This window comes from Xanthomonas sp. LMC-A-07, from assembly GCF_030208825.1.
Lineage (GTDB): Bacteria > Pseudomonadota > Gammaproteobacteria > Xanthomonadales > Xanthomonadaceae > Xanthomonas > Xanthomonas campestris.
In genome coordinates this window covers 165,640-189,639 of sequence record NZ_JARVTF010000005.1, presented here as the reverse complement: position 1 = coordinate 189,639, position 24,000 = coordinate 165,640, and the positions used below count along the sequence as shown (strand labels likewise).

Here is a 24,000-nt window from a genome sequence, read left to right as displayed (position 1 = left end):
ACCCCATGAGCAACACCGTTTTCATCGGCGCGAAAGAATATTTCCCCGGCATCGGCAAGATCGGCTTCGAAGGCCGTGATTCGGACAACCCGCTCGCGTTCAAGGTGTACGACGCCAACAAGCAGGTCGCCGGCAAGAGCATGGCCGAGCATCTGCGCTTTGCGGTTGCCTACTGGCACAGCTTCTGCGGCAATGGCGCCGATCCGTTCGGCCCGGGCACGCGCGCGTATCCGTGGGATGTAGGCAACACCGCGCTGGCGCGTGCCGAAGCCAAGTCCGATGCCGCGTTCGAATTCTTCACCAAGCTCGGCGTGCCGTACTACTGCTTCCACGACATCGATCTGGCGCCGGATGCGGACGACATCGGCGAGTACGAAAACAACCTCAAGCACATGGTGGGCATCGCCAAGCAGCGCCAGGCCGACACCGGCGTCAAGCTGCTGTGGGGCACCGCCAACCTGTTCTCGCACCCGCGCTACATGAATGGTGCCTCCACCAATCCGGACTTCAACGTCGTGGCGCGCGCTGCAGTGCAGGTCAAGGCCGCGATCGATGCCACGGTGGAGTTGGGCGGGGAAAACTACGTGTTCTGGGGCGGCCGCGAAGGTTATGCCTGCCTGCACAACACGCAGATGAAGCGCGAGCAGGACAACATGGCGCGCTTCCTCACCCTGGCGCGCGACTACGGCCGCGCGATCGGCTTCACCGGCAACTTCCTGATCGAGCCCAAGCCCATGGAGCCGATGAAGCACCAGTACGACTTCGACAGCGCCACGGTGATCGGCTTCCTGCGCCAGCACGGCCTGGACCAGGATTTCAAGCTCAATATCGAAGCCAACCACGCCACGCTGTCGGGCCACAGCTTCGAGCACGACCTGCAGGTGGCCAGCGACGCCGGCCTGCTTGGCAGCATCGATGCCAACCGCGGCAACCCGCAGAACGGCTGGGATACCGACCAGTTCCCGACCGACCTGTACGACACCGTCGGCGCGATGCTGGTGGTGCTGCGTCAGGGCGGGCTGGCCCCGGGCGGGCTGAACTTCGATGCTAAGGTGCGGCGTGAATCGTCCGACCCGCAGGACCTGTTCCTGGCCCACATCGGCGGCATGGACGCGTTCGCACGCGGTCTGGAAGTGGCCGATGCGCTGCTGACCTCCTCGCCGCTGGAAACCTGGCGCGCGCAGCGTTATGCCAGCTTCGACAGCGGCGCGGGCGCGGACTTTGCCAACGGCACCAGCACGCTGGCGGATCTTGCCAGGTACGCCGCCGGCAAGGGCGAGCCGACGCAAGTCAGCGGCCGCCAGGAAGCCTACGAGAACCTGATCAATCAGTACCTGACGCGTTGATGTCCCGTGGCCGGCGGCGCACTGCGTCGCCGGCCGATGGCGGTCACCCCCGTGACCGCTCCCTTGCATGTTTCCAGGTGAACCCATGTCCAGTGTCTCCATTGACGGCGCCCCCGATGCCGGCGAGAACACCCGTTTCATCATCCTGATCAGCTGCGTAGCCACGATCGGCGGCTTTCTGTTCGGCTTCGACAGTGGCGTGATCAATGGCACCGTCGACGGGCTCAAGCAGACCTTCCAGTCCAGTGCCGCCGAGACCGGCTTCGAAGTCGCCTCGATGCTGCTGGGGTGCGCCATCGGCGCCTTCTTTGCCGGCCGCCTGGCCGACCGCTGGGGCCGCCGTGCGGTCCTGATCATTTCCGCGGCGCTGTTCCTGCTCTCGGCCATCGGTGCCGGTGCCTCGCACAGCTCCGGCTTCTTTATCTTCGCCCGCGTGATGGGCGGCTTTGCGGTAGGCGCAGCCAGCGTCATTTCGCCGGCCTACATCGCCGAGGTTGCCTCCGCACGCTATCGCGGCCGGCTCGCCACCATGCAGCAGATCGCCATCATCAGCGGGCTGTTCTGCGCGTTTTTGAGCAACTACCTGCTGGCCAATGCCGCCGGTGCGTCGACCGAGCCGTTGTGGGCAGGGCAGGCGGCCTGGCGCTGGATGTTCTGGATGCAGGCCATCCCGTCGCTGTTGTTCCTGCTGCTGTTGCTGGTCATCCCCGAAAGCCCGCGCTACCTGGTGGTCAAGGGCCGTCGCGAGCAGGCGCTGGTGGTGCTCAAGCGGCTGTACGGTAACGCGGCCGCGCAGACCAAGCTGGGCGAAATCTCCGCCTCGATGTCGGCCGACCAGCACAAGCCCAAGTTCTCCGACCTGATCAGCAAGACCACCGGCAAGATCCGCCCGATCGTGTGGATCGGCGTCGGCCTGGCGGTGTTCCAGCAGCTGGTCGGCATCAACGTGGTGTTCTACTACGGCGCGGTGTTGTGGCAGGCGGTGGGCTTCTCCGAGCAGGACGCACTGCTGATCAACGTGCTCTCCGGCGGCCTCAGCATCGGTGCCTGTCTGGTCACGGTGATGCTGGTCGACAAGATCGGCCGCAAGCCGTTGCTGTGGATCGGCTCGGCCGGTATGGCGGTATCGCTGGCCCTGGTGACCTACGCCTTCGCCACGGCCTCGCTGGATCCCAACGGCAAGCTCGCCATGTCCGATGCCATGGGCATGCTCGCGCTGGTCGCCGCCAACGTCTACGTGGTGTTCTTCAATGCCTCGTGGGGCCCGGTGATGTGGGTGATGCTGGGCGAGATGTTCCCCAATCAGATCCGCGGTTCGGGCCTGGCGATTGCCGGTGCCGCGCAGTGGACCTCCAACTTCGCCATCACCGTCAGCTTCCCGATCCTGCTCGGCAGCATCGGTCTTGCCGGCGCCTACGGCATCTACACCGTTGCCGCCTTCATCTCGGTGTTCTTCGTGCTCAAGTATGTCTACGAGACGAAGGGCAAGGAGCTGGAGCAGATGGAGGGCTGATCACGGCGTTGTGCTGATATCAGCGTGAGAAACGCAAAAGGCCGCCGCATAGGCGGCCTTTTGCGTATGTGAATCGAACTGCGCGAGCCACACGGCTAGTGCCGTTCTCATGCGCACTGCAACCTAGCGCTAGCAGCGAGGAATCCCCAATCGCGGCACTTAAGGATGACATGCGGCAGTCTGTGAGCTGCTCCACGCTTGTCGCGCGGCGGATGCGTGCGTGTGGTACGCAGTCTTGCAATCTGTGCACTCCAGCTATACTCCGCACCTCAGTTCGATCCACACTAGGCCAAATTCGTCGACGAACCAGGGAGTGGTTGTATGGCAGTTGCTAAGGAGCTCGGAGAAGGTCTGCTGCTGAGCCTGTGTTATTGCATCGTCTTTCTGCTCGTGTGGCATCTGTCTGTCGACCAGTGGTATCTGCCCGCGGGATTAAGGGCGGTGACACTTTTGATGATGCCGTACCGGCGATGGCCCTTCTTGCTGGCCGGCGATGCCGCCGCAGTGCTGCTGTTGCGTGTGCCGATGCTCGACACCCGCGATTACGCACCGATCTGGGCCTACCTCAGCCCATTTTTGCTCGCGCCCGGATTGGCCCTGGCTGTCTCAGCCGTGCGCCGGCATACACCTGACCTGATCTACCGCAATGCGTCGCTGCTGCCGATGATGTTGGTCTTGGCTCTGTGGAATACGTTGTGCGGTATGGCACTGAACGCTGCGCTCGGTGGCCCGACAGTCAGCTCGCCAATCGAGATTTTGCTGCGTACCTGGATGGGCTCGTATCTGGGCATCCTGATGTTCCTGCTGCCGGCCCTGCTGTGGCAGCGGCGTACAGAGACCTACCTGCGCGATGACCTGGTGCGTGACAGTGCATTTGCCGGGCTGACCATGGCGGCCCTGTTCTGCACGGCCAACGTGGTGCCGGAGCCCTTATTGCGTCAGGTCTTGATGGCGGCCCTGATCGCGCCGGCGATTGTCCTGACCCTGCGTCACGGCTGGCGGGGTGCCGCCACCGGCGCGCTCATGGCGAACGTGATCGCGGCCTTGTCGCGCTCGGTGTATGGCCGCGCGGCGTACGACGCCGAATTGTTTAGTGTGCAATTGCTGCTGGCGGTGATTGCGACCGGCCTGTTCGTGCTGGGGTCGCGTCTAGCGCTTGCCTATGCGCAGTCCAGCAATCTTGCGCAAACGCCGTCGGAGGCGTTGCAGTTCGCGCAGGCGGGGTATCTCGCTGCGGAGCGCACGCTTCGCAATCGGGTGGTCGACTATTCCGATATCAATGTCCACATCAACCGCCTGCGCAAGGACTGCGTGGCCCAGCTGCGCGAGCGTGGCCACCATGCGGCGGCGATGGAGATCACCAGGGCGGGCGTGATCGAGTCGCAATTGCTGCATGAATACGTTGCTGGACTGTATCCGCTGGAGATCGAGACACACGGCCTCTACCAGGCGTTGCGCTCGCCGGCACTGTCACGGTTCTACGCGACCGAGATTCACCACGCGCTGCGCGGAAACTGCAGCCGCCTGTCGCTGGGGCTGCAATTGGCGGCCTACCGCTCAGCACTCAATGCGATTGAAATGTTGCCTACGGCGAAAAGACATCTGGTCCAGGCGCGTGCGTGGCGAAGCGGGGAGATGCAGGGCGTGGTGATCAGGATCTTTGCGGATGTCTCAGTGCTGGAGTCGTCGCGCCACGATTCTCCTGATGCCGAAGCCGAGCTGCGCACCCGTCTCAAAGCGCATGGCGGTAGATTGCGCCGCCGCCATGCGTCTGTCCTCAGCTTCCTGGTTGCAGAGCAGACGTCGGTTACTTCGTCCGTGTAACAACCCAGCGATCACCGGCCGCTTCGCTCACCAGGTGCACGGTGAAGCGGGGCGTCTGATAAATCAGTTGCGCATTCGTCGGAACGGTCAGCGAGGTCACCACCATCCTGCCGACATCTTTGCCCATCGGCAGGACCCACAGGATCTCACCTGCGCGACCGACGGCGCCGCGAACCACCCCTGTGGCGTCGTTGATCTGCAGGTAGAGCATGCCCTCACGCTCGAACTCATAAATCCGCCACGTGGGATCCACGGCAAGATTGGTTGCCTTCGGAGCAGATTCACCCAGGCCTGTCGCTGCCATCGTGGAGACGGTTCCGTCTCCTGGGCAACAGGCATTCGCCGTCCCGATGCCGAGCAGCAACGCGCCGGCGAGGGCACCCAGAGCCTTGACTGCGAGTTTTGCCTTCACTTCCATGACTTCGCCTTATCCCAAAGTGGGAAACATTTCGCCTGCGATTCAGGCCCGTCTAAGGTAAATCCTTCTTGGTACTTTCGTGAGTGACCAAGTCAAGGATCTGCTGATTTGCTGCCTGCTTAGAGAATGCTGGCGCTCCAGATCGTTTCTACGGAGGTCCAGCCAGACCAGTAATCCTGCGCGCAGCGATCTAGACCCCAAGCCCGTTCCTACGAAGGTGGCTAGGCTAGCTGCGTCTTTTCACGGGCGGTGCGCCGTATGGCTGACATCGGCCCGCTCTTGGGGCCTACTGCGGACGTCCTGCATGTGCATCTACGCTGACATCCATACGAGGCCGGCAGGCAGAGCAGCGCTTGCATCGCACGCGCGTGGCTATCGGGTTGCGTGAGACACGCAGCTGCGCAGCGCCGTTCTTGAGCATGTCTTGCCCGAGTGCATCCAGCGCCTCTTCACTGCGGCACCGACTCCATCCGTGCGCATTCAAACCAATGAATCACCTGTTGATGGTGCGGTTGACCCCAACGGCGCAGGAACTGCTGCGTGTGGTGATCGTGCGGATCACGGAGATTGGTCAGGCGTTGGGCGATGAAATCACGGGTCAATAACTGGTTGCAGTCGACTTCGATGCAATGCCTCCAGGCGGTATAGCTGTCGGGGAGAAGGGCGGACATCGGGAGCTCCGGAAACGGGGGAACATGAATGAAGGTTCGCGGCAGCGCGGGGCAGGGCTTGCGTCTGGCTGTTAAATGTTACTTTATAACACTTATTCCGGTGCGTAGTTATCATCTAAGTGCTGCTCCTTCCCTCGCATTGTCTGTGTCGTCCAAATCGTGTCGCTGGCCCTGGATTCCAGGCCGCGCGGCACCTTATTGGGCTGCACATAACGGAGCGGTCGCAATGAAGCGGCGCGATCTGTTGTGCACCGCAGGCGCCTCGTTGCTGCTCTCGCCGGTCCTCGGCTATGCGCAGAGCCTGCCCGTTGTGCAGGCGTGCGACCTGCAACAGGAAGGTGCGCTGCTGCGGCTGCGTCTCCAGATCAGTACGCAGGTTACCTACCGCCGCTTTACGTTGGCCGATCCTGCGCGGCTGGTGATCGATCTTGCGGGCGTGTCGACGCAAGCGCCACGGATCGGGCCGCTGCCGGACGGCACAGTGGTGACCGCCATTCGCAGCGGGCCGCATGCCGATGGCTTGCGCGTTGTTGTCGACCTGGCCCGGCCCGTCGATGCGGCCAACACCCGCTGGGACGGCACCGCGCTTCTGGTCGATCTGGCCGCTGCATCCAATGGCGCATCGCCGCCAGGGGCGGAGGTCGCCGCTGCACCGATCGCCGCGACACGCTCACGCCTGCGTCCCTACGTGATCGCCATCGATGCCGGGCACGGCGGCAAGGACCCGGGTGCGGTGAGTGCCGATGCACGCTATGAAAAACATGTCGCGATGGCCGTCGCCGGGCGGCTCCATCAACGCTTGGCGGCCGACCTGCGGTATCGGCCGACGATGATCCGCAGTGACGATCGCTTCGTGCCCTTGCACGAGCGCGTCATGATCGCGCACCGACACAACGCCGATCTGTTCGTGTCGATCCATGCCGATGCCGCGCCCAGCAGTGCCGCACGTGGCGCCTCGGTGTTCGCCTTGTCCCAAGGTGGCGCCAGCTCGGCATTGGCGCGCTGGATTGCCGATAGTGAGAACGCGGCCGATGACATGGGCGATAGCGCGCGCCGCCTGCGGGTGCCGAGTAATCCGGTGTTGTCACAGGTGCTGGCCGACCTGTCGCTCAGCGGCACCATTGCCAGTAGCCTGCAGTTCGGCAAGCTGATGCTCGATCGCCTGCAGCACGTCACACGACTGCATCAGGACCAGGTGGGTCAGGCCGGGTTTGCAGTGCTGAAATCGCCTGATATCCCTTCATTGCTGGTGGAAACCGGCTTCATGAGCAATCGCGACGATTGCAACCGGCTCTGTGGCGACGCGCATCAGGATGAACTGGCGCAGACGCTGCACGCCGGCATCGACGATTACTTCCTAGCATTTTCCGGTCGCGCCTGAGTGCGGCCGTCCCTTTCTTCTTTCATGGGTTTTCATGTCCGCCACGCTTCCCGATATCGCCGTCACCGAACCTTCCGCGCTGCATGCGCCCTTACGCTGGGTTGGCATGCAAGACATTGCGATTCCCGTGCGCCTGGACGAGGCCGAGCCGAGTGGCACGGTGGTTGCACGCGCGCAGGTGCAGGTCGATTTGCCGCGGCCCGAACTCAAGGGTATCCACATGTCACGGCTGTATCGCTTGCTGGATCGGCATCTGGAGCAACCGTTATCACCGGCAATGCTCTCGCAGTTGCTGCAGGCAATGATCGACAGCCATGCCGATTGCGGCAGCCGTGCGGCGCGGGTGGGTCTGGCCTTCGAAGTGATGTTGCGGATGCCGGCACTGCGCAGTGAGGGATTGGCCGGTTGGCGTGCCTATCCAGTGCGCATCGACGCACAGAGCAGGGCGGGGCGCAGTGAGATGCGTCTGCAGATCGATGTGCTGTATGCCTCGACTTGTCCGTGTTCGGCCGCGCTATCGCGTCAGTTGTTGAGCGAGGCCTTCGCGCAACAGCACGCCGGACAGACTGCAGTGCAGGTCGAAGATGTCGCGCAGTGGCTGCAACGCAACGGCTCGTATGCCACGCCACATAGCCAGCGCAGCGTGGCGCAAGTGCGCGTTGACTTGGTCGCGCGCGTGCAGCGTTTCGACATCCGCGAGTTGGTGGTCTTGTGCGAGAGCGCATTGGCCACGCCGGTACAGGCAGCGGTGCGGCGGATTGATGAGCAGGCATTTGCACGCTTGAACGGTGCCAACCTGATGTACGTGGAAGATGCCGCGCGCCGGCTCCGCAAGGAGTTGGCGGAGCGCTATGCCTCATTTCATGTAGCGGTCCGCCATTTCGAAAGCCTGCACGCCCACGATGCGGTTGCCGAAACTGGCAGTGATGCAGACGTCTTCCACATGATTGCCGAGTCGAAGGACCACTGACGTGCGCTGCAGGCATCGACGGCAATTCTTGCCAGGCGCGTGTTGTCTACGCGCTTGGTCAGGCACACCGCATTGCATCTGACTGAGGCGGAATGACCTGCGCGCGCACCGGTCCGCACGCGGTGATCGGCGTTGGCTGCGCTGGAGCGGCGTGGTCCTTGCTCAGCGCGGTTGAACACCTCTCACGCAGTACGGTGTGGCGTGTGCTGCGCAGGCGGCCTCGGCAATCGGCGCAGCGGCCGCCATCGCAGCGGTTGCTGCATAACGGCCGCGACCACACCTGCGCGGCCCACACGCTGCCCCGGATTCAATCGCCTGCATTCCGGGCCCACAACGCAAAAGCCCCGCAATCGCGGGGCCTTGGCGTGTCTGCAGAGGACGAAGTTGGCGCTCCCTAGGGGGCTCGAACCCCTGTTTTAGCCTTGAGAGGGCCACGTCCTAACCGCTAGACGAAGGGAGCGTTTGGTGCGAGCTGTGCAGCGCGCTAGTATAGTGAGGTAAAAGCCGTTGGGCAATCCTGAAACACGAAACGGAAGCGCCACCATCGAACCTTCAGTTACATCCCCGTTCACGCTGCGCGTCATCCCACGCGACCAGCACACCATCTCGCGCAAGGACATCAGCCCCAACGCGTTGCGCGTGCTGTACCGCCTGCGCGAATCCGGCTTTGGCGCCTATCTGGTTGGTGGTGCGGTGCGCGACCTGCTGGTCGGCGGCCACCCCAAGGACTTCGACGTGGCCACCAGCGCCACGCCGGAGGAAGTCAAGGCGCTGTTCCGCAATTGCCGCCTGATCGGCCGCCGCTTCCGCCTGGCGCATGTGGTGTTCGGCCGCGAGATCATCGAGGTCGCCACCTTCCGCGCCAATATCGATGACGGCAGCGGTGACCGCGAGTTGGATAACGGCCGCCTGGTGCGCGACAACGTCTACGGCACCATCGAAGACGATGCGATCCGCCGCGACTTCACCTGCAACGCGCTGTATTACGCGATCGAGGATTTCTCGGTGCGCGATTACTGCGGAGGCTTCGAAGACGTGCAGGCGCGCTTGATGAAGTTGATCGGCGACCCGGAGCTGCGCTACCAGGAAGATCCGGTGCGCATGCTGCGCGCGGTGCGGCTGGCGGCCAAGTTGAACTTCGACATCCAAGCCGGCACCGCCGAGCCGATCCCACGCCTGGCCGGGCTGTTGTCCGAAGCAGCGCCCGCGCGTCTGTTCGAGGAAATTCTCAAGCTGTTCCTGTCCGGGCACGGCGTGGCCAGTTTCGAGGGCCTGGAGCGTTACGGCCTGCTCGGCGCGCTGTTCCCCGAAAGTGCAGCGGCGCTCAAGTCCAACCGGAGCGGTGCATTGCGCGCGATGGTGCTGGAAGGCCTGCGCAACACCGATGCACGCGTGGCCAACGATGAGCCGGTCTCGCCAGCGTTCCTGTTCGCGCTGCTGCTGTGGCCGGCGTTCTGCCGCACCCTGATGGGGCTGCAGGCGCAGGGCGTGCAGCCGGAAGACGCACAGCGTCGCGCCGCCGATCGGGTGACCTTGCACCAGCTGGAGCGGGTGGCCTTGCCGCGTCGCTTCTCGCTGCCGATGCAGGAGATCTGGCTGCTGCAGACCCGGTTCTCCTCGCGCCAGCGCAAGCGCGTATTCCGCACCTTGTCGCACCCGCGCTTCCGGGCCGCGTTCGACTTCCTGGTGCTGCGCCAGTTCGCCTCGGCCGACCATGCCGCCGATGTCGAGTTCTGGCGCGATGCGCAGCAGTCTTCCGGCCAGGAGCTGGTGGACGCGATCGAGAACGCGCAGGCCGATCACGATGGGGATGAGTCGGCACCGCGCAAGCGCCGCCGCCGCCGCCGTCGTACCGGCGCCGCCGCAGGCGAGTAGGGCGTGCTGACCGCCTTTGTCGGCCTGGGCGCCAACCTGGGCCAGGCCGAGGCCACCGTGCGCGCGGCCATCGTCGCGCTGGGCACGCTGCCGCAGTCGTCGGTCACCGCCGCCTCGCGGCTGTACCGCACGCCGGCCTGGGGCCGCGAGGACCAGCCCGACTTCATCAATGCCGTGGCCGCCGTGCGCACTGCGCTGGCGCCGCTGGCGCTGCTGGACGGGCTGCTGGCGATCGAACAGACATTCGGCCGCGACCGTCGCGACGGCGAGCGCTGGGGCCCGCGCACCCTGGATCTGGATGTGTTGCTGTATGCCGAGCAGGTGATCGACCTGCCGCGTCTGCAGGTGCCGCACCCGCACCTGCATGCCCGCGCGTTCGCGCTGGTGCCGTTGGCCGAGCTCGCCCCGGAGGCGATCATTCCAGGTCATGGAACAGTGCGACACGCCCTCCAAGGCGTCGATGGCTGTGGGCTGGAGCCGATTGGGTAGATAATGGCCGGCTTATCACCCCACGTAATGAGTTCATGAGCAGCCACGCCGACAGCAAGCCCTGGACCGTGCCCGCCTTGGCGCAGGCCAAGCGCGACGGTCGAAAACTGGTCATGTTGACCGCCTACGACGCCGGGTTTGCGCGCACCTTCGACGCCAATGGCGTGGACCTGATCCTGGTGGGCGACTCGCTGGGCATGGTGGTGCAGGGGCACGATTCCACGCTGCCAGTGACCACGGCCGACATGGTCTATCACACCGCCGCGGTGGCCCGCGTGCTGGAACGCGCGTTGCTGGTGGCCGACTTGTCGTTCCAGGCCGATGCCACGCCGGAACGTGCGCTCGATGCCGCCACCCAGCTGCTGCAGGCGGGTGCGGAGATGGTCAAGATCGAAGGCGCCGGGCACAAGCTCGACGTGATCCGCTACCTGGTTGAGCGCGAAATCCCGGTGTGTTCGCACCTGGGGCTCACGCCGCAATCGGTGCTGCGCTTCGGCGGCTACAAGGTGCAAGGCCGTGGCGAAGCCGGCGAACAGCTGCGTCGCGACGCCCAGGCCGCGGTCGATGCCGGTGCCAGCCTGATCGTGCTCGAATGCGTGCCGACGCCGATCGCAGCGCAGATCAGCGCCGAGTTGCGCGTGCCCACGATCGGCATCGGTGCCGGCCCCGGCTGCGATGGCCAGGTGCTGGTGATGCACGACATGCTAGGCCTGGACAGCGGCCATCGCCGTCCCAAGTTCGTCAAGGATTTCCTCGCCGAAGGCGGCTCGGTGGCGGGCGCCGTGCAGGCCTACGCGCAGGCCGTGCGCGATGGCAGCTTTCCCGACGCCGAGCACGCGTACGCCGCATGATCCAGACCCTTACCGATCTGTCGGCGCTGCGCGCACTGGTCACCGGCTGGAAGCGCGAGGGGCTGCGCGTGGCGCTGGTGCCCACCATGGGCAACCTGCACGCCGGGCACTATTCGCTGGTGATGCTGGCGCGCCAGTACGCCGACCGCGTGGTCTCCAGCGTGTTCGTCAATCCGACCCAGTTCGGCCCCAATGAAGATTTCGCACGCTACCCGCGTACGCCCGAAGCCGACATGCGTGGGCTGGAGGATGCCGGGTGCGACGCGCTGTGGTTGCCGGACGTGGACACCATGTATCCGCTCGGGACCGCGCTGGCCACACCGATTCACGCACCCGGTGTCAGCGACGTGCTCGAAGGCGTCTGCCGGCCGGGCCACTTCGATGGCGTCTGCACGGTGGTGGCACGTCTGTTCAATCAGGTGCAGCCGGACGTGGCTGCCTTCGGCAAGAAGGATTATCAGCAGCTGGCGGTGATCCGGCAGATGGTGGCCGACCTGGCGTTTCCGATCGAAATCCTGGGCGGCAGCATCGTGCGCGAGGCCGATGGCCTGGCGATGAGCTCGCGCAATCAGTATCTGTCGGCCGACGATCGCCCGATCTCGGCACAGATCCGCAAGGTGCTGCTGCAGATGCGCGACAGCCATGCCGCCGGCGTGCCGCGCCTGCAGGTCGAGGCGGCGGCAACCCAGGCACTGGAAGCGGTGGGTTTCCGTGTCGACTACACCGCGCTACGCCTGCCTGATCTGAGCGAGCCCGACGACGGTTTGGGCGCCCCGGCAGCCGGCCCACGCGTGGCGCTGATCGCTGCCCGGATCGGCAGCACCCGGCTGATCGACAACCTGGAATTCTGAGGCCGCGCGCGCGGCCGGGCTGAAGCCCTCACGACCGGCTGCGCTGCTGGCCGGTCGATGCCTGCGCTTTCCGCTAAAATGCCGGCTTTCCTTTGCGTTGTAGCCACATGCACCTGTCCCTGCTGAAAGCCAAGATCCACCGCGCCACCGTCACCCACTCCGAGCTCAACTACGAGGGCTCGATCGCCATCGACGGCCTGCTGCTGGAAGCGACCGGCATCCGCGAATTCGAACAGGTCCACATCTGGGACGTCACCAATGGTGCGCGTTTCAGCACCTATGCCATCCGTGCCGAAGAAGGCAGCGGCATCATCTCGCTCAACGGCGGCGCAGCGCGTCACGTGCAGGTGGGCGATCTGATCATCGTGGCCGCGTTCGCCAGCATGAGCGAAGACGAAGCCAAGACCTTCAAGCCCAATCTGGTATATGTGGACGCGCACAACGCGATCTCCCACACCAACCACAGCATCCCCACTCAGGCCGCATGACACATACCAACGGATTCGACGCGCTTCACGCCCACGCCCAGCGCCTGCGCGGCGCTGCCATCCCCGCATTGCTTGCCGCAGAGCCCCAGCGGCCCACGCAGTACGCCCGGCAAGTCGGTCCGTTGTATTTCAACTTCGCGCGGCAGAAATACGACCGCGCCGCGCTCGATGCGCTGTTTGCAATCGCACGCGAGCGCGACCTGGCAGGCGCGTTCCAGCGGCTGTTCCGTGGCGAGCAGGTCAATGTCACCGAACAGCGCGCCGCCCTGCACACCGCGCTGCGTGGTGATCTCACCGATGCACCGGTCGCATCCGATGCATACGCCACCGCCGCCGAAGTCCGGCAGCGCATGGGCGCGCTGATCCAGCAGCTGGAAGGTACCGACGTCACCGACATTGTCAGCGTCGGCATCGGTGGTTCGGATCTGGGCCCGCGTCTGGTGGCCGATGCATTGCGTGCACCGTCCGGTGCGCGTTTCCGGGTGCATTTCGTTTCCAATGTCGATGGCGCGGCGATGCAGCGCACCCTGGCAACGCTGGACCCGGCACGGACCGCCGGCATCCTGATTTCCAAGACTTTCGGCACCCAGGAAACCCTGCTCAACGGCAGCATCCTGCATGCGTGGCTGGGTGGCAGTGAGCGCCTGTACGCAGTCAGCGCAAATCCCGAACGTGCCGCCAAGGCGTTCGACATTGCGCCAAGCCGCGTGCTGCCGATGTGGGACTGGGTGGGCGGCCGCTATTCGCTGTGGTCGGCGGTCGGTTTCCCGATTGCCCTGGCGATCGGTTTCGAGCGTTTTGAACAACTGCTCGACGGTGCTGCGCAGTTCGACGCGCATGCGCTCAACACGCCGCTGGAAGAAAACGTGGCAGTGCTGCACGGGCTGACCGCGGTGTGGAACCGCAACCTGCTCGGTAGCGCCACGCATGCAGTGATGACCTACGACCAGCGCCTGGCCTTGCTGCCGGCCTACCTGCAGCAGCTGGTGATGGAGAGCCTGGGCAAGCGCGTCAAGCTGGATGGCTCGGCCGTGGACAGTGACACCGTGGCGGTGTGGTGGGGCGGTGCCGGCACCGACGTACAGCACAGCTTCTTCCAGGCGCTGCACCAGGGCACCAGCGTGGTGCCGGCCGATTTCATCGGCACCGTGCACAACGACGACCCGTACGCAGAAAACCATGTCGCGCTGATGGCCAACGTGCTGGCGCAGACCGAGGCCCTGGCCAATGGCCAGGACAGCAGCGACCCGCACCGCAGTTATCCCGGCGGTCGCCCAAGCACGGTGATCCTGCTCGATGCACTCACTCCGCAGGCGCTGGGTGCGCTGATCTCGATGTACGAGCACAGCGTATACGTACAGTCGGTGATGTGGGGCATCAACGCGTTCGACCAGTTCGGTGTCGAGTTGGGCAAGCAATTGGCCAGCCAATTGCTGCCAGCCCTGAAGGGCGAGGCCGCCGATGTGGCCGACCCGGTCACGCGCGAGCTGTTAGCCAAGCTGCGCGGCTAAGCGCGGCAGCAATCGTCGGTGTGTTGAGTGACGGGGCCTTCGGGCCCCGTTGCGTTTAAGCCATTCGCTGCTGGGCAGCCTGCTGCAGGAGGATGGCGCCACCTGGTTCAACCCGGACGCCTTCACCCGGCAATGGGTGGAGCAGGGTTGGGCGCTGGACGAGGCCAATGCGCAGGCTTGGCAGGAAGGCGTGCGGCGGCTGCGCCGTGCAATGGACGAGGGCCACGACTATGTCTTCGAAACCACGCTGGGGCGCGCAGACGATCCCGCGTCTGTTGCTCGACGCCTGTGCGCAGCACCGCGTCGCCGTGTGGTTTTGCGGCTTGTCGAGCGTGGAGCTGCATTTGCAACGCGTCGCGGCGCGGGTGGCCGCAGGTGGTCATGCCATTGCCGAGCACAAGATCCGCGAGCGCTTCGATGCATCGCGCGCCAACCTGATTACGTTGTTGCCGCATCTGGCGGTGCTGCATGTGTACGACAACAGCGCGCCGACCGATGCGGCCGGGCAGGTGGAACCGCTGCTGGTACTGGAGCTGGATCACGCCGGGCTGCATTACCCGACCACCGCCGAGCAACTGGCGCAGGTGCCGGACTGGGCAAAACCCATTGTGATGACGGCACTGGAGGCGTGCGGCGTGTCGTGATGGCATGTCCGCTCGCAACGCCTTTCGGTCGCTGCGAGCGGCACGCCAGACGGGCTTACGCCTTGCTCAACTGCACCGCCACCGGGTCACCGGTGAGATAGCCAACTGCAGCGCCGAAGCGATCCTTGTAGTTGGCGCGCACCAGCGGATCCAGCGTGGCCTTGACGGTGTCGTGCAGCGGGCTTTCCCAGTCGCCGGGATGCTGGAAATTGCTCATGACATAGGTCCAGCCATGGATCTGGTCAACCGCGTGCAGGCCGGTGGATTCGGCGCCGGCCGGCACCGAGAGCAGGCGCGTCAGCGTGCCGCTGTCGACGTTGTAGGCCCACAGGAAATTGTTGACGTGCAGGCTGCTGTCTTCGCCAATGAACAGCGTGCGCAGCGACTCGGAGAACTTGAGGTTGTCCGGATTCGCCAGCCGGTTCGGGTCGGCCAGGTTGCCCAGCCCGTCGGCCTGCGCGAGGTCGTGGCCGGTCAGCGCGGCAGGCGCGGCCATGTCGATCGGCACCCATTCGCTGTGAATCGGCATGCCCTTGGTGTCGCGGCGCCCGCCACGCAGGTTGAGCGCATACACCGCGCCGGACTGCGGGCCCTCCACCTTCACGTCGCCCGAGCCGTTGAGCATGCTGGTGACGATGTAGGACATCGCCATGTAGGCGATCTTGTCGCGCGCGTTGACGGTGGTGCCTTCGAGCTTGGTGAAGCCCAGGCTGCCGCCGGCCAATGCGGCATAGCGATGCGTTTCCAGATAGGTGGCCGCCTTCTCCATGCCCGGCTTGATGCGGATCCAGTTGTAGGTGCCGTTGAAGGGGATCTTGGTGAACGTGGCATCGCCCGGGTCGCTCAGGTGCACGTCGAGAATGTCGGCGGCGGTGAGGCGGTTGGCGAGGGCTTCGATCTCGGCGCTGGTGGCATGGCCCAGTTTGATCCAGCTCAAGGTGGCCGCGCCCGGGCCGACGCCGGAGGTCTGGTGCCACTTGCCGACGTAGAGCGTGCCGGCCGACAGGTCGGCCTCGCGATCGGCGATGAACATGAAAAGCCCGCCATTGGTGGCGTCGTCGCCCATCAGCACGGTGCGCTTGTCCGGCATCACCTGCACCAGCTCGTGCGAGATGCGGCCCAGGCAATAGTGCTTGCGCACGCTCCCCGTTCCGTCCGGATGCACGGTGATCTCCGGCAGGTGGCCGTAGTGGTACGGGTTGGCGCGTTCCGGGTCGCCATACAGATGCGTGCTGTAGCTGCGGAACTGGGTATTGCCGGCCAGCGCGGTGGCGTCGGGTTCGTACTCTTCGCTGGACAGATGCGTATTCCACGGCGACAGGCTGGCGCCGCAGGTGGTCCACAGGCCGTGGACGGGGGCGGTGTCGACGTTGTGGTATTTCACCAGTGACAGCTTGCCGGTCGCCGGGTCCTGGTCGAGCGTGAGCACGGCGATCGGTGCGGGCAGGTGGCGGTTGGTGTCGTTGCCGGCCTGGTCGCGGGTGGTGTATTCGAACTGCACCACCGCAAACACCGTGTTGCCTTTGACGCCTGCGACCTTGGCATTGGGCAGGGTGAGCAGCGACGACCCATCCGGGCAATCGGAAAAGAACGGCCGCTCGGCACCGGGTTTGGAGCGGTCGATGATGGGGCGATGCTGGATGTCGTAATAGCCGCCGGCTAGCACGGTGCCGCCGTGACCATCGGGCACCTGGTCGCCGGTGACGAAGAACGGGTGATAGGCCAGGGCGTAGCGCTGGCTGCTGCCGTCATGCCGGGCCACGGTGAGTGCCGAGCCGACGGTGGTGGTGGCCATTGCCGCCGGGTTGGCCAGGGTGGGTGCCGGCATGCCGTGGAAAGTGGCCGAGACCAGCCGCGCGGGGTTTTCCGAGGGACGCAGCGGGCGCGCAGCCAATGCGGCACCGCCGAGTTGCTGCAGCGCTGCGGCGCTGGCGCTGCCCAGCGGCAGCAGAGGAACTGACGCCAGCAATTGCAGGGCGCGGCGGCGGAGGGGATCGGGGGAGGCAGACATCGAAACTCCAGGCAATGACGGCAATGGCAATGCGTCGCGCGCATCGGCAAGCCGGTCACGCTAGATCGCCCAGATGACACTTGTTTGACGGCGGGCTCACCCGTTGGCTGTGTTTCAGATTAGCGAGCTGATGCGTGGTGCGGGCTGGGCAGTACGGGTCGACGGCTGCGCACTGCGCGCGCGCGCCAGTGGTGCGATGCAGCAAAGTGCGCGGGCGCGTCGGCGCAGACGTGGCACCGGATTCGGCGATTTTCCGCGGTTTGACTGCGGCTGTCGGTATTCCAACGCTATAGCCCTGCCCGATAAGTTCCCCGTGATTTGGCATACGGGCGAGCACGGTTGACAGGGTAGGGGAATCACGTGAGCGTACGCCGCCTAAAGGCCTGCGGCGCTTGCATTGCGGCAGGAGAACTACCTGGAGACCCGGATCTTGGACATGCTGCTTCGTCGTACCGCCGCGCCCGTTGCGCGCCGCGCCCTCTCCCTGGCTACCGCTGCCGCGGTGCTGATGCTGGCTGCCTGCCAAGGCAAGGAGGCCACGTCCACCGCCGCGGCCGACACGACCGCCCCGGCGGCAACGCCGGCCGAGACCTCCACCACCATCCATCCGGACCAGTGGCCGTCGCCGAAGTGGCCGTTCGCCCAGGACCAGGCGCTGGAGCAGCGCATCAGCGACGTGATGGCCAAGATGAGCGTCGAGGAAAAGGTCGCGCAGACCATCCAGGGCGACATCGCCAGCATGACCCCGGACGATGTGCGCAAGTACCGCATCGGTTCGGTGCTGGCCGGTGGCAACTCCGACCCGGGCGGCAAGTACGACGCCAAGCCGGCCGAGTGGCTGAAGCTGGCCGACGCGTTCTATGAAGCGTCGATGGACACCTCCAAGGGCGGCAATGCGATTCCGATCATCTTCGGTATCGATGCGGTGCACGGCCAGAGCAACATCGTCGGCGCCACGCTGTTCCCGCACAACATCGGCCTGGGCGCCACGCGCAATCCGGACCTGATCAAGAAGATCGGTGAAGTCACCGCCGCCGAAACCCGCGTCACCGGCATGGAGTGGACCTTCGCGCCCACCGTGGCGGTGCCGCAGGACGACCGCTGGGGCCGCAGCTACGAAGGGTATTCCGAGTCGCCGGACGTGGTGGCCAGCTTCGCCGGCAAGATGGTCGAGGGCGTGCAGGGCGTACCGGGCACGCCGCAGTTCTTGGATGGCAGCCATGTGATTTCGTCGGTGAAGCATTTCGTCGGCGACGGCGGCACCACCGATGGCAAGGACCAGGGCGATACCAAGGTGTCCGAAGCCACCATGCGCGACATCCATGCCGCCGGTTACCCGCCAGCGATTGCCGCTGGTGCGCAGACGGTGATGGCCTCGTTCAACAGCTTCAACGGCGAAAAGATGCACGGCAACAAGGTCATGCTGACCGACGTGCTCAAGGGCCGCATGAACTTCGGCGGGTTCGTGGTCGGCGACTGGAATGGCCATGGCCAGGTCAAGGGCTGCACCAACGAGAACTGCCCGGCCTCGTTCATTGCCGGCGTCGACATGGCGATGGCCTCCGACAGCTGGAAGGGCATCTATGAGACCGAGCTGGCCGCAGTGAAGTCCGGCCAGATTTCGATGGAGCGCCTGGACGATGCGGTGCGCCGCATCCTGCGCGTCAAGCTGCGCCTGGGCCTGTTCGAAGCCGGCAAGCCGTCCAAGCGCCCACTCGGTGGCAAGTTCGAGCTGCTCGGCGCGCCCGAGCACCGCGCCATTGCGCGCCAGGCGGTGCGTGAGTCGCTGGTGCTGCTGAAGAACCAGGCCGGCATCCTGCCGCTGGATCCGAAGAAGCGCGTGCTGGTAGTCGGCGACGGCGCCAACGACATGGGCAAGCAGTCCGGTGGTTGGACGCTGAACTGGCAGGGCACCGGCACCAAGCGCAGCGACTACCCGAACGGCAACACCATCTGGGAAGGCTTGAACAAGCAGATCATCGCAGCCGGCGGCAGCGCCGAGCTGGCCGTGGATGGCGCCTACAAGACCAAGCCCGACGTGGCCGTGGTGGTGTTCGGCGAGAACCCGTATGCCGAATTCCAGGGCGACATCGCCACGCTGCTGTACAAGCCGGGCGACGACAGCGAGCTGGCGTTGCTGAAGAAGTTCAAGGCCGAAGGCATCCCGGTGGTGGCGGTGTTCCTGAGCGGCCGTCCGCTGTGGATGAACCAGTACATCAACGTGGCCGATGCGTTCGTCGCCGCGTGGTTGCCGGGCTCCGAAGGCGAGGGCATTGCCGACGTGCTGTTGCGCAAGGCCGATGGCAGCGTGCAGAACGACTTCAAGGGCAAGCTGAGCTTCTCCTGGCCCAAGACCGCGGTGCAGTTCGCCAACAACGTCGGCCAGAAGGACTACGACCCGCAGTTCAAGTTCGGCTTCGGCCTGACCTACGCCGACAAGGGCGATCTGGCTGCGCTGCCGGAAGAATCGGGCGTCTCCGGTGAGCAGTCGGTGGGCGGGGTGTATTTCGTGCGCGGCAAGCCGGCGCTCGGCATTGCGATGCAGCTGTCCAACGCCGGCCAGGCCAACATGCCGGCGACCACGCTGCCGGTGGGCTTGTCCGATGGCAGCCTGAAGATGAGTGCGGTGGACCACAAGGCGCAGGAAGATGCGCGCCGCCTGCAGTGGTCCGGTGCCAAGGCCTCCAGCGTGCTGCTGGTGTCCGGCAAGCCGGTGGATGTGTCGCGCGAAAGCAATGGCGACGTGCAGTTGCAGCTGACCCTGCGCCGCGACAGCGCGGTGACCGCGCCGGTGTGGCTGGGCGTGGGCTGCGGCGAAAAGTGCGGCGGCCGTGTCGATGCGCAGAAGACCCTGGCCGCGTTGCCGCAGGGCCAGTGGAAGGTGGTGGGCATCCCGCTGAAGTGCTTTGCAGTGGCCGGTGCCGACGTGACCAAGCTGACCCAGGTCGCCAGCATTGAAAGCGCCGCGGCGCTGGACATCGCGGTGTCCAAGATTGCGCTGGGCGCACTCAACGAAGCCGAAGTCACGGTCGACTGCCCGGTCAAGTAAGTCCAGCCGCAGTGGCTGGCCGCAGGGCCACCTACTGCTTCGCTGAAGCAACACGTGCACCGCCAACGTGGCGGTGCACGACAGCGGCCACCGTTGCAGGTGGTGTCAACAGCCGCCGCGGGGAGCGGTGTCGTCGAATGGCCGGGAGGGCCTGTAGCCGCGGTTCGCCGCGCTGACGCTACGTACCTAAGTGCGTGGCGGCGGCACGCTGCAGGCTTGGCCGATCGGCGGCGCACACCCCAGAGCCAGACAGGAGAGTGCAGTGGGTTTGGCGACGTTGGATATCGTGATCGTGCTGGTGTATCTGGCCGGCATCTTCGTGCTCGCGCAGTGGGTGTCGCGCGAGAAGGCCGGGCACAGCAAGAGTGCCGAAGACTACTTCCTGGCCAGCAAGTCGCTGCCGTGGTGGGCGATCGGCGCTTCGCTGATCGCAGCGAATATTTCTGCCGAGCAGATCATCGGCATGGCCGGTTCCGGCTATGCGATCGGCCTGGCGATCGCCTCCTACGAATGGATGGCGGCGTTGACGCTACTGATCGTGGGCAAGTTCTTCCTGCCGATCTTCCTGCGCAACGGCATCTACACCATGCCGCAGTTCCTGGAGCAGCGTTACGGTAAGTGGATCCGTACGCTGATGGCGGTGTTCTGGCTGCTGCTGTACGTGTTCGTCAACCTCACCTCGATCCTGTGGCTGGGCTCGATCGCGGTCAGCCAGGTCACCGGCATGGACCAGACCCTGGCGCTGACCCTGATCGGCGTATTCGCGCTGGTGTATCAGCTGTACGGCGGTTTGAAGGCTGTGGCCCTGACCGACATCGTGCAGGTCACTTTGCTGGTGTTGGGCGGCCTGCTGGTGACCGGCCTGACGTTGTCGCGCATCGGCGATGGCGCCGGCGTGCTGGCCGGCTTCAAGCAACTGTGGAGTGCGCACCCGGAGCACTTCCACATGATCCTCAGCAAGGACAACCCGTTCTACAAGGATTTGCCGGGCCTGAGCGTGCTGCTGGGCGGGCTGTGGGTGATGAACATCAGCTACTGGGGCTTCAACCAGTACATCATCCAGCGCGCACTGGCCGCCAAGAACATCGGCGAAGCGCAGAAGGGCATGGTGTTCGCGGCCTTCCTGAAGCTGCTGATGCCGGTGGTGATCGTGGTGCCAGGCATTGCCGCAGTGGTGCTGGCACCGGATCTGGCCAAGCCTGATCAGGCGTACCCCACCATGATGCAGCTATTGCCGACCGGCATCCTGGGCCTGGTGTTCGCGGCATTGGTCGCCGCGATCGTGGCCTCGCTGGCGTCGAAGATCAATTCGGTGGCGACGATCTTTACCCTTGATTTCTACGCCAAGTTCCGCCCGCAGACCGAGCAGAAACAGCTGGTGCGTGTGGGTCGCATCGTTGCCGCCGTCTCGGTGCTGATCGGCATCCTCACCGCACGGCCGTTGCTGGGCAACTTCGATCAGGGCTTCCAGTTCATCCAGGAATTCACCGGCTTCTTTACCCCCGGTGTGGTGGTGATCTTCATGCTGGGGCTGTTCTGGAAGCGTGCCAACGAAGCTGGCGCATTGACTGCGGCGATCGGCTCGGTGGTGCTGTCGTTCGCGCTCAAGATCCTGTGGCCGGAACTGCCCTTCATGGACCGCATCGGCGTGGTGTTCGTCGCCGCGCTGGTGCTGGCGGTGGTGGTGTCGCTCCTGACACCGGCCACGCAGGCGCGCGATCTGATCCGCACCAAGGACGTGGCCTACGGCACCACGCTGGGCTTCAAGATCGGTGCGGTGGGCGTGGTTGCGATCCTGATCGCGCTGTACGCGGTGTTCTGGTAAGCGCCAGCGCACATCGCAGGCAGTAAGTAACGCGGCGCGGAGAGCATTCTCTGCGCCGCGTTGCGTTTGGGCGCCGTCACTCAGAGGCGCACGGCTTCCAGTTGCGGTGCTGGCGGGGCAGCGTCGGTGGCGCGTTCGTACCACGGTGTCTCCAACCAGGCTTCCAGCGCGGCGGCAGGCATCGGTTTGGCGATCCAGTAGCCCTGGCCTTCGTCGCAGCCCCAGCTGCGCAGCTGTGCGTAGGCCTGCGCCGACTCGATCCCTTCGGCCACCACGCGCTGGCCCAGGCTGTGACCGAGCTGGATCATCGCCGGCACCAGGGTGCGGTCGGTGTGGCTGTCCGGCAGCGAGCGGACGAAGGATTGATCGATCTTCAGCGAGCTGGCCGGCAGTTGTTTGAGGTAGCTGAAATTGCTGTAGCCGGTGCCGAAGTCGTCGATGGCGATATGCACGCCCAGCGCCGCAACGGCCGCCAGTTGCTCGGACAGATGCTCGGGGTGGCGGATCATCGCGCTTTCGGTGAATTCGATCTCCAGCCGGCGCGGGTCGAGCTTGTGGCGGTCCAGCCCGCGGCGCAGCAACCCGACGAAACCGGGTTGATCCAGATCGGCGGCCGACACGTTCAAGGCCAGGTTGAAGTCCAGGCCCTGCTGTTGCCAGCGTGCCGCCTGGGCGATGCCCTGGTCGATCACCCAGGCGGTGATGCGGTTGATCAGCGCAGTCTTTTCGGCCATCGGAATGAAGTCCGACGGCATCACCGGGCCGATCATCGGGTGCTGCCAGCGCAGCAGCGCTTCCACCGCCACGCAGCGGTGATCGTGCAGATCCACGCGCGGCTGGTAGTGCAGGCGCAGCTGGTTGGAGCTGGCCAGCGCGGCGGGCAGGGCGGCCAGCAGGCGGAAGGTATTGCGCTGGACCACGTCATGCTTGCGCTCGTACAGGCTCCAGGTCAGGCAATGTTCGCGGGCGACATCCACCGACGTGGTGAGCGAGCGCAGCGTGTCGGCGGCGCCGTAGCTGGTTTCCAGCAACACCGCGCCGATCGAGGCGACTGCGGTGTGCGGAATGCCCTGGTGCTCCAGCGGCGCCACGAACCCTTTGGAAATCTTGCTGCACAGCGCGCTCAGGCGTAGCGGGTCGGCGGTGGTGACCATGAAGGCGAAGGTAGTCGGATCCAGCCGATACAAGGCGGTGCCGGCCGGCAATTTGCTGATCAAACGCTTGTAGGCCAGCGCCACATAGCCGTCTGCGTAATCCCAGCCCAGCGCCTTGACCATGTCGCGGAAATAATCGCTGCCGCACAGGTCCACCGCGATCGCGGTGGCGGCGGAATCAGCCGTGCGTTGCAGCAATACCGCGTCCAGGTCTTCGCTGAAGCGCGCGCGGTTGGGCAGGCCGGTGGGGCCATCGCGGTAGGTGCTGCTGCGCAGGTTCTCGACCCGCAGCACGGCCAGGTCGCGCAGGCCTTCCAGTTGGATGCGTTGTTCCGCATCCAGCCCGGCACGCGGGCTGGTGCCGATCACGCACAGCGTGCCGATGGTGTGGCCATCGCGCAGCTTGAGCGGTGCGCCAGCGTAAAAGCGGATATGCGGCGCACCCAGCACCAGCGGGTTGTCGCAGAAGCGCGGGTCCAGCAAGGCATCGGGAATCACCAGAACGTCATCGGAGCGCAGCGCGTGCGCGCAGAAGGCCTGTTCGCGCGGGGTCTCAGGCGCTTCCAGGCCGACGCGGGCTTTGAACCATTGGCGGTGTTCGTCCACCAGCGAGACCAGGGCGATCTCGGTGCCCAGCATGCGTGCGGCCATGGCGGCGATGGTGTCGAACACCGGGTCCGGCGGCGAGTCCAGCAGGCAGAGACCGTGCAGGACCGCCAGCCGTGCCGCTTCATCGAGCGCAGGCAGGAGGGGGGAGGCGACAGGAGCGGGCGTGGAATGCATGTGCCCGTATCGGCCTCGAGCGCGGCGACTTGATCGCGCGCGAGTGGGGCCGTTCAGTTGGCCGCGCGTGCGGGTGGTGCAGCGCGGCAATCCGCACGCTGCATTCGACACTCTGCGCGGCCGGCGGCCGAGTCACCGCGCCGACCACGGCGTTGCGCAGGCGGGTTCGGGTGCGCTGTGCCTGCGATGCCGCGGGTTTCCCCGCAGTTCCCGACAAGCGCGCGGCGCATGGACACGCACAAGATAACGTTACCAGCACGCTGAATGCGGATCTGCGCGCTCTGTCCTGATCTGTACCTGTTGTTGGTTCTGTGACCCGCGCTGCGATCGCCTGCGTCGCGGGTTG

General features: G+C 65.2%; 17 protein-coding genes, 1 tRNA gene and 1 pseudogene. 14 read left to right on the top strand and 5 right to left on the bottom strand.

Annotation, left to right across the window (positions count from 1 at the left end; genetic code table 11):
- Positions 1–5: 5 nt before the first annotated feature.
- The 3 genes from xylA to QRM89_RS03750 all read left to right on the top strand — a co-directional run bounded on the left by xylA (position 6) and on the right by QRM89_RS03750 (position 4,683).
- Positions 6–1,346, top strand: a complete 1,341-nt coding sequence (gene xylA / locus QRM89_RS03760; protein WP_285447317.1) for a xylose isomerase — start codon at positions 6–8, stop codon at positions 1,344–1,346.
- Between the two features lie 85 nt (positions 1,347–1,431).
- Positions 1,432–2,859, top strand: coding sequence for a sugar porter family MFS transporter (locus QRM89_RS03755; RefSeq protein WP_014507521.1), 1,428 nt, complete (start codon positions 1,432–1,434; stop codon positions 2,857–2,859).
- A 321-nt stretch (positions 2,860–3,180) separates the two neighbouring features.
- Positions 3,181–4,683: an MASE1 domain-containing protein gene (locus QRM89_RS03750; protein ID WP_042598929.1), complete on the top strand. Its 1,503-nt coding sequence runs from the start codon at positions 3,181–3,183 to the stop codon at positions 4,681–4,683.
- Here the strand turns inward: QRM89_RS03750 and QRM89_RS03745 are convergent.
- Positions 4,667–5,101 (bottom strand): hypothetical protein, encoded by a 435-nt coding sequence (locus QRM89_RS03745; protein WP_103701295.1) that lies wholly within the window; start codon positions 5,099–5,101, stop codon positions 4,667–4,669. The two genes, QRM89_RS03750 and QRM89_RS03745, sit on opposite strands and share 17 nt — an antisense overlap.
- A gap of 449 nt (positions 5,102–5,550) precedes the next feature.
- Entirely contained in the window at positions 5,551–5,772 is a 222-nt protein-coding gene (locus tag QRM89_RS03740) for a hypothetical protein (protein WP_103701296.1), read from the bottom strand.
- Between the two features lie 226 nt (positions 5,773–5,998).
- Here QRM89_RS03740 and QRM89_RS03735 point away from each other — a divergent pair, with 226 nt between their 5' ends.
- The gene (locus QRM89_RS03735; protein WP_285447316.1) at positions 5,999–7,153 is read left to right on the top strand and encodes an N-acetylmuramoyl-L-alanine amidase; all 1,155 of its coding nucleotides are present in this window, start codon (positions 5,999–6,001) and stop codon (positions 7,151–7,153) included.
- A gap of 34 nt (positions 7,154–7,187) precedes the next feature.
- Positions 7,188–8,123, top strand: a complete 936-nt coding sequence (gene folE2, locus QRM89_RS03730) for a GTP cyclohydrolase FolE2 (protein WP_285447315.1) — start codon at positions 7,188–7,190, stop codon at positions 8,121–8,123.
- Positions 8,124–8,508: 385 nt separating this feature from the next.
- On the opposite strand, the gene QRM89_RS03725 is transcribed toward folE2, so the two are convergent.
- Positions 8,509–8,583 (bottom strand) — tRNA-Glu (locus tag QRM89_RS03725).
- A gap of 47 nt (positions 8,584–8,630) precedes the next feature.
- Between QRM89_RS03725 and pcnB the strand changes: the two genes are divergently transcribed.
- The 7 genes and pseudogenes from pcnB (at position 8,631) to QRM89_RS03690 (ending at position 14,832) form a co-directional block, all read left to right on the top strand.
- Positions 8,631–9,998 (top strand): polynucleotide adenylyltransferase PcnB, encoded by a 1,368-nt coding sequence (pcnB, locus tag QRM89_RS03720; RefSeq protein ID WP_285447314.1) that lies wholly within the window; start codon positions 8,631–8,633, stop codon positions 9,996–9,998.
- Between the two features lie 3 nt (positions 9,999–10,001).
- Positions 10,002–10,487: a 2-amino-4-hydroxy-6-hydroxymethyldihydropteridine diphosphokinase gene (folK, locus tag QRM89_RS03715; protein ID WP_285447313.1), complete on the top strand. Its 486-nt coding sequence runs from the start codon at positions 10,002–10,004 to the stop codon at positions 10,485–10,487.
- A gap of 35 nt (positions 10,488–10,522) precedes the next feature.
- The gene (gene panB, locus QRM89_RS03710) at positions 10,523–11,338 is read left to right on the top strand and encodes a 3-methyl-2-oxobutanoate hydroxymethyltransferase (RefSeq protein ID WP_042598935.1); all 816 of its coding nucleotides are present in this window, start codon (positions 10,523–10,525) and stop codon (positions 11,336–11,338) included.
- Complete coding sequence (gene panC, locus QRM89_RS03705) at positions 11,335–12,189, top strand: pantoate--beta-alanine ligase (protein WP_076036829.1); 855 nt, start codon at positions 11,335–11,337, stop codon at positions 12,187–12,189. Before panB ends, panC begins: the two co-directional genes overlap by 4 nt.
- 107 nt (positions 12,190–12,296) lie before the next feature.
- Positions 12,297–12,677 (top strand): aspartate 1-decarboxylase, encoded by a 381-nt coding sequence (panD, locus tag QRM89_RS03700; RefSeq protein ID WP_042598937.1) that lies wholly within the window; start codon positions 12,297–12,299, stop codon positions 12,675–12,677.
- Positions 12,674–14,188 carry a glucose-6-phosphate isomerase gene (pgi, locus tag QRM89_RS03695; RefSeq protein WP_042598938.1) on the top strand — a complete coding sequence of 505 codons (1,515 nt, stop codon included), beginning with the start codon at positions 12,674–12,676 and terminating at the stop codon, positions 14,186–14,188. The genes panD and pgi overlap by 4 nt, the downstream gene beginning before the upstream one ends.
- Before the next feature lie 49 nt (positions 14,189–14,237).
- A pseudogene (locus QRM89_RS03690) lies at positions 14,238–14,832 on the top strand (hypothetical protein).
- Positions 14,833–14,887: 55 nt separating this feature from the next.
- Here the strand turns inward: QRM89_RS03690 and QRM89_RS03685 are convergent.
- Positions 14,888–16,843 carry an alkaline phosphatase PhoX gene (locus QRM89_RS03685; RefSeq protein ID WP_285447312.1) on the bottom strand — a complete coding sequence of 652 codons (1,956 nt, stop codon included), beginning with the start codon at positions 16,841–16,843 and terminating at the stop codon, positions 14,888–14,890.
- A 430-nt stretch (positions 16,844–17,273) separates the two neighbouring features.
- On the opposite strand from QRM89_RS03685, the gene QRM89_RS03680 reads away from it, so the two are divergent.
- Both QRM89_RS03680 and QRM89_RS03675 read left to right on the top strand, forming a co-directional pair.
- Positions 17,274–19,892: an exo 1,3/1,4-beta-D-glucan glucohydrolase gene (locus QRM89_RS03680; RefSeq protein WP_285447311.1), complete on the top strand. Its 2,619-nt coding sequence runs from the start codon at positions 17,274–17,276 to the stop codon at positions 19,890–19,892.
- A gap of 262 nt (positions 19,893–20,154) precedes the next feature.
- The gene (locus QRM89_RS03675) at positions 20,155–21,717 is read left to right on the top strand and encodes a sodium/sugar symporter (protein WP_042598940.1); all 1,563 of its coding nucleotides are present in this window, start codon (positions 20,155–20,157) and stop codon (positions 21,715–21,717) included.
- Positions 21,718–21,797: 80 nt separating this feature from the next.
- Here the strand turns inward: QRM89_RS03675 and QRM89_RS03670 are convergent, their stop codons facing one another.
- Positions 21,798–23,654, bottom strand: a complete 1,857-nt coding sequence (locus QRM89_RS03670; protein WP_285447310.1) for an EAL domain-containing protein — start codon at positions 23,652–23,654, stop codon at positions 21,798–21,800.
- Positions 23,655–24,000: the final 346 nt, after the last annotated feature.

What these genes read in the sequence shown, in the direction of transcription:
- xylA (WP_285447317.1), top strand. Translation starts at nt 6, where the DNA reads ATGAGCAACACCGTTTTCATCGGCGCGAAAGAATATTTCCCCGGCATC.
- QRM89_RS03755 (WP_014507521.1), top strand. Translation starts at nt 1,432, where the DNA reads ATGTCCAGTGTCTCCATTGACGGCGCCCCCGATGCCGGCGAGAACACC.
- QRM89_RS03750 (WP_042598929.1), top strand. Translation starts at nt 3,181, where the DNA reads ATGGCAGTTGCTAAGGAGCTCGGAGAAGGTCTGCTGCTGAGCCTGTGT.
- QRM89_RS03745 (WP_103701295.1), bottom strand. Translation starts at nt 5,101, where the DNA reads ATGGAAGTGAAGGCAAAACTCGCAGTCAAGGCTCTGGGTGCCCTCGCC.
- QRM89_RS03740 (WP_103701296.1), bottom strand. Translation starts at nt 5,772, where the DNA reads ATGTCCGCCCTTCTCCCCGACAGCTATACCGCCTGGAGGCATTGCATC.
- QRM89_RS03735 (WP_285447316.1), top strand. Translation starts at nt 5,999, where the DNA reads ATGAAGCGGCGCGATCTGTTGTGCACCGCAGGCGCCTCGTTGCTGCTC.
- folE2 (WP_285447315.1), top strand. Translation starts at nt 7,188, where the DNA reads ATGTCCGCCACGCTTCCCGATATCGCCGTCACCGAACCTTCCGCGCTG.
- panB (WP_042598935.1), top strand. Translation starts at nt 10,523, where the DNA reads ATGAGCAGCCACGCCGACAGCAAGCCCTGGACCGTGCCCGCCTTGGCG.
- panC (WP_076036829.1), top strand. Translation starts at nt 11,335, where the DNA reads ATGATCCAGACCCTTACCGATCTGTCGGCGCTGCGCGCACTGGTCACC.
- panD (WP_042598937.1), top strand. Translation starts at nt 12,297, where the DNA reads ATGCACCTGTCCCTGCTGAAAGCCAAGATCCACCGCGCCACCGTCACC.
- pgi (WP_042598938.1), top strand. Translation starts at nt 12,674, where the DNA reads ATGACACATACCAACGGATTCGACGCGCTTCACGCCCACGCCCAGCGC.
- QRM89_RS03685 (WP_285447312.1), bottom strand. Translation starts at nt 16,843, where the DNA reads ATGTCTGCCTCCCCCGATCCCCTCCGCCGCCGCGCCCTGCAATTGCTG.
- QRM89_RS03670 (WP_285447310.1), bottom strand. Translation starts at nt 23,654, where the DNA reads ATGCATTCCACGCCCGCTCCTGTCGCCTCCCCCCTCCTGCCTGCGCTC.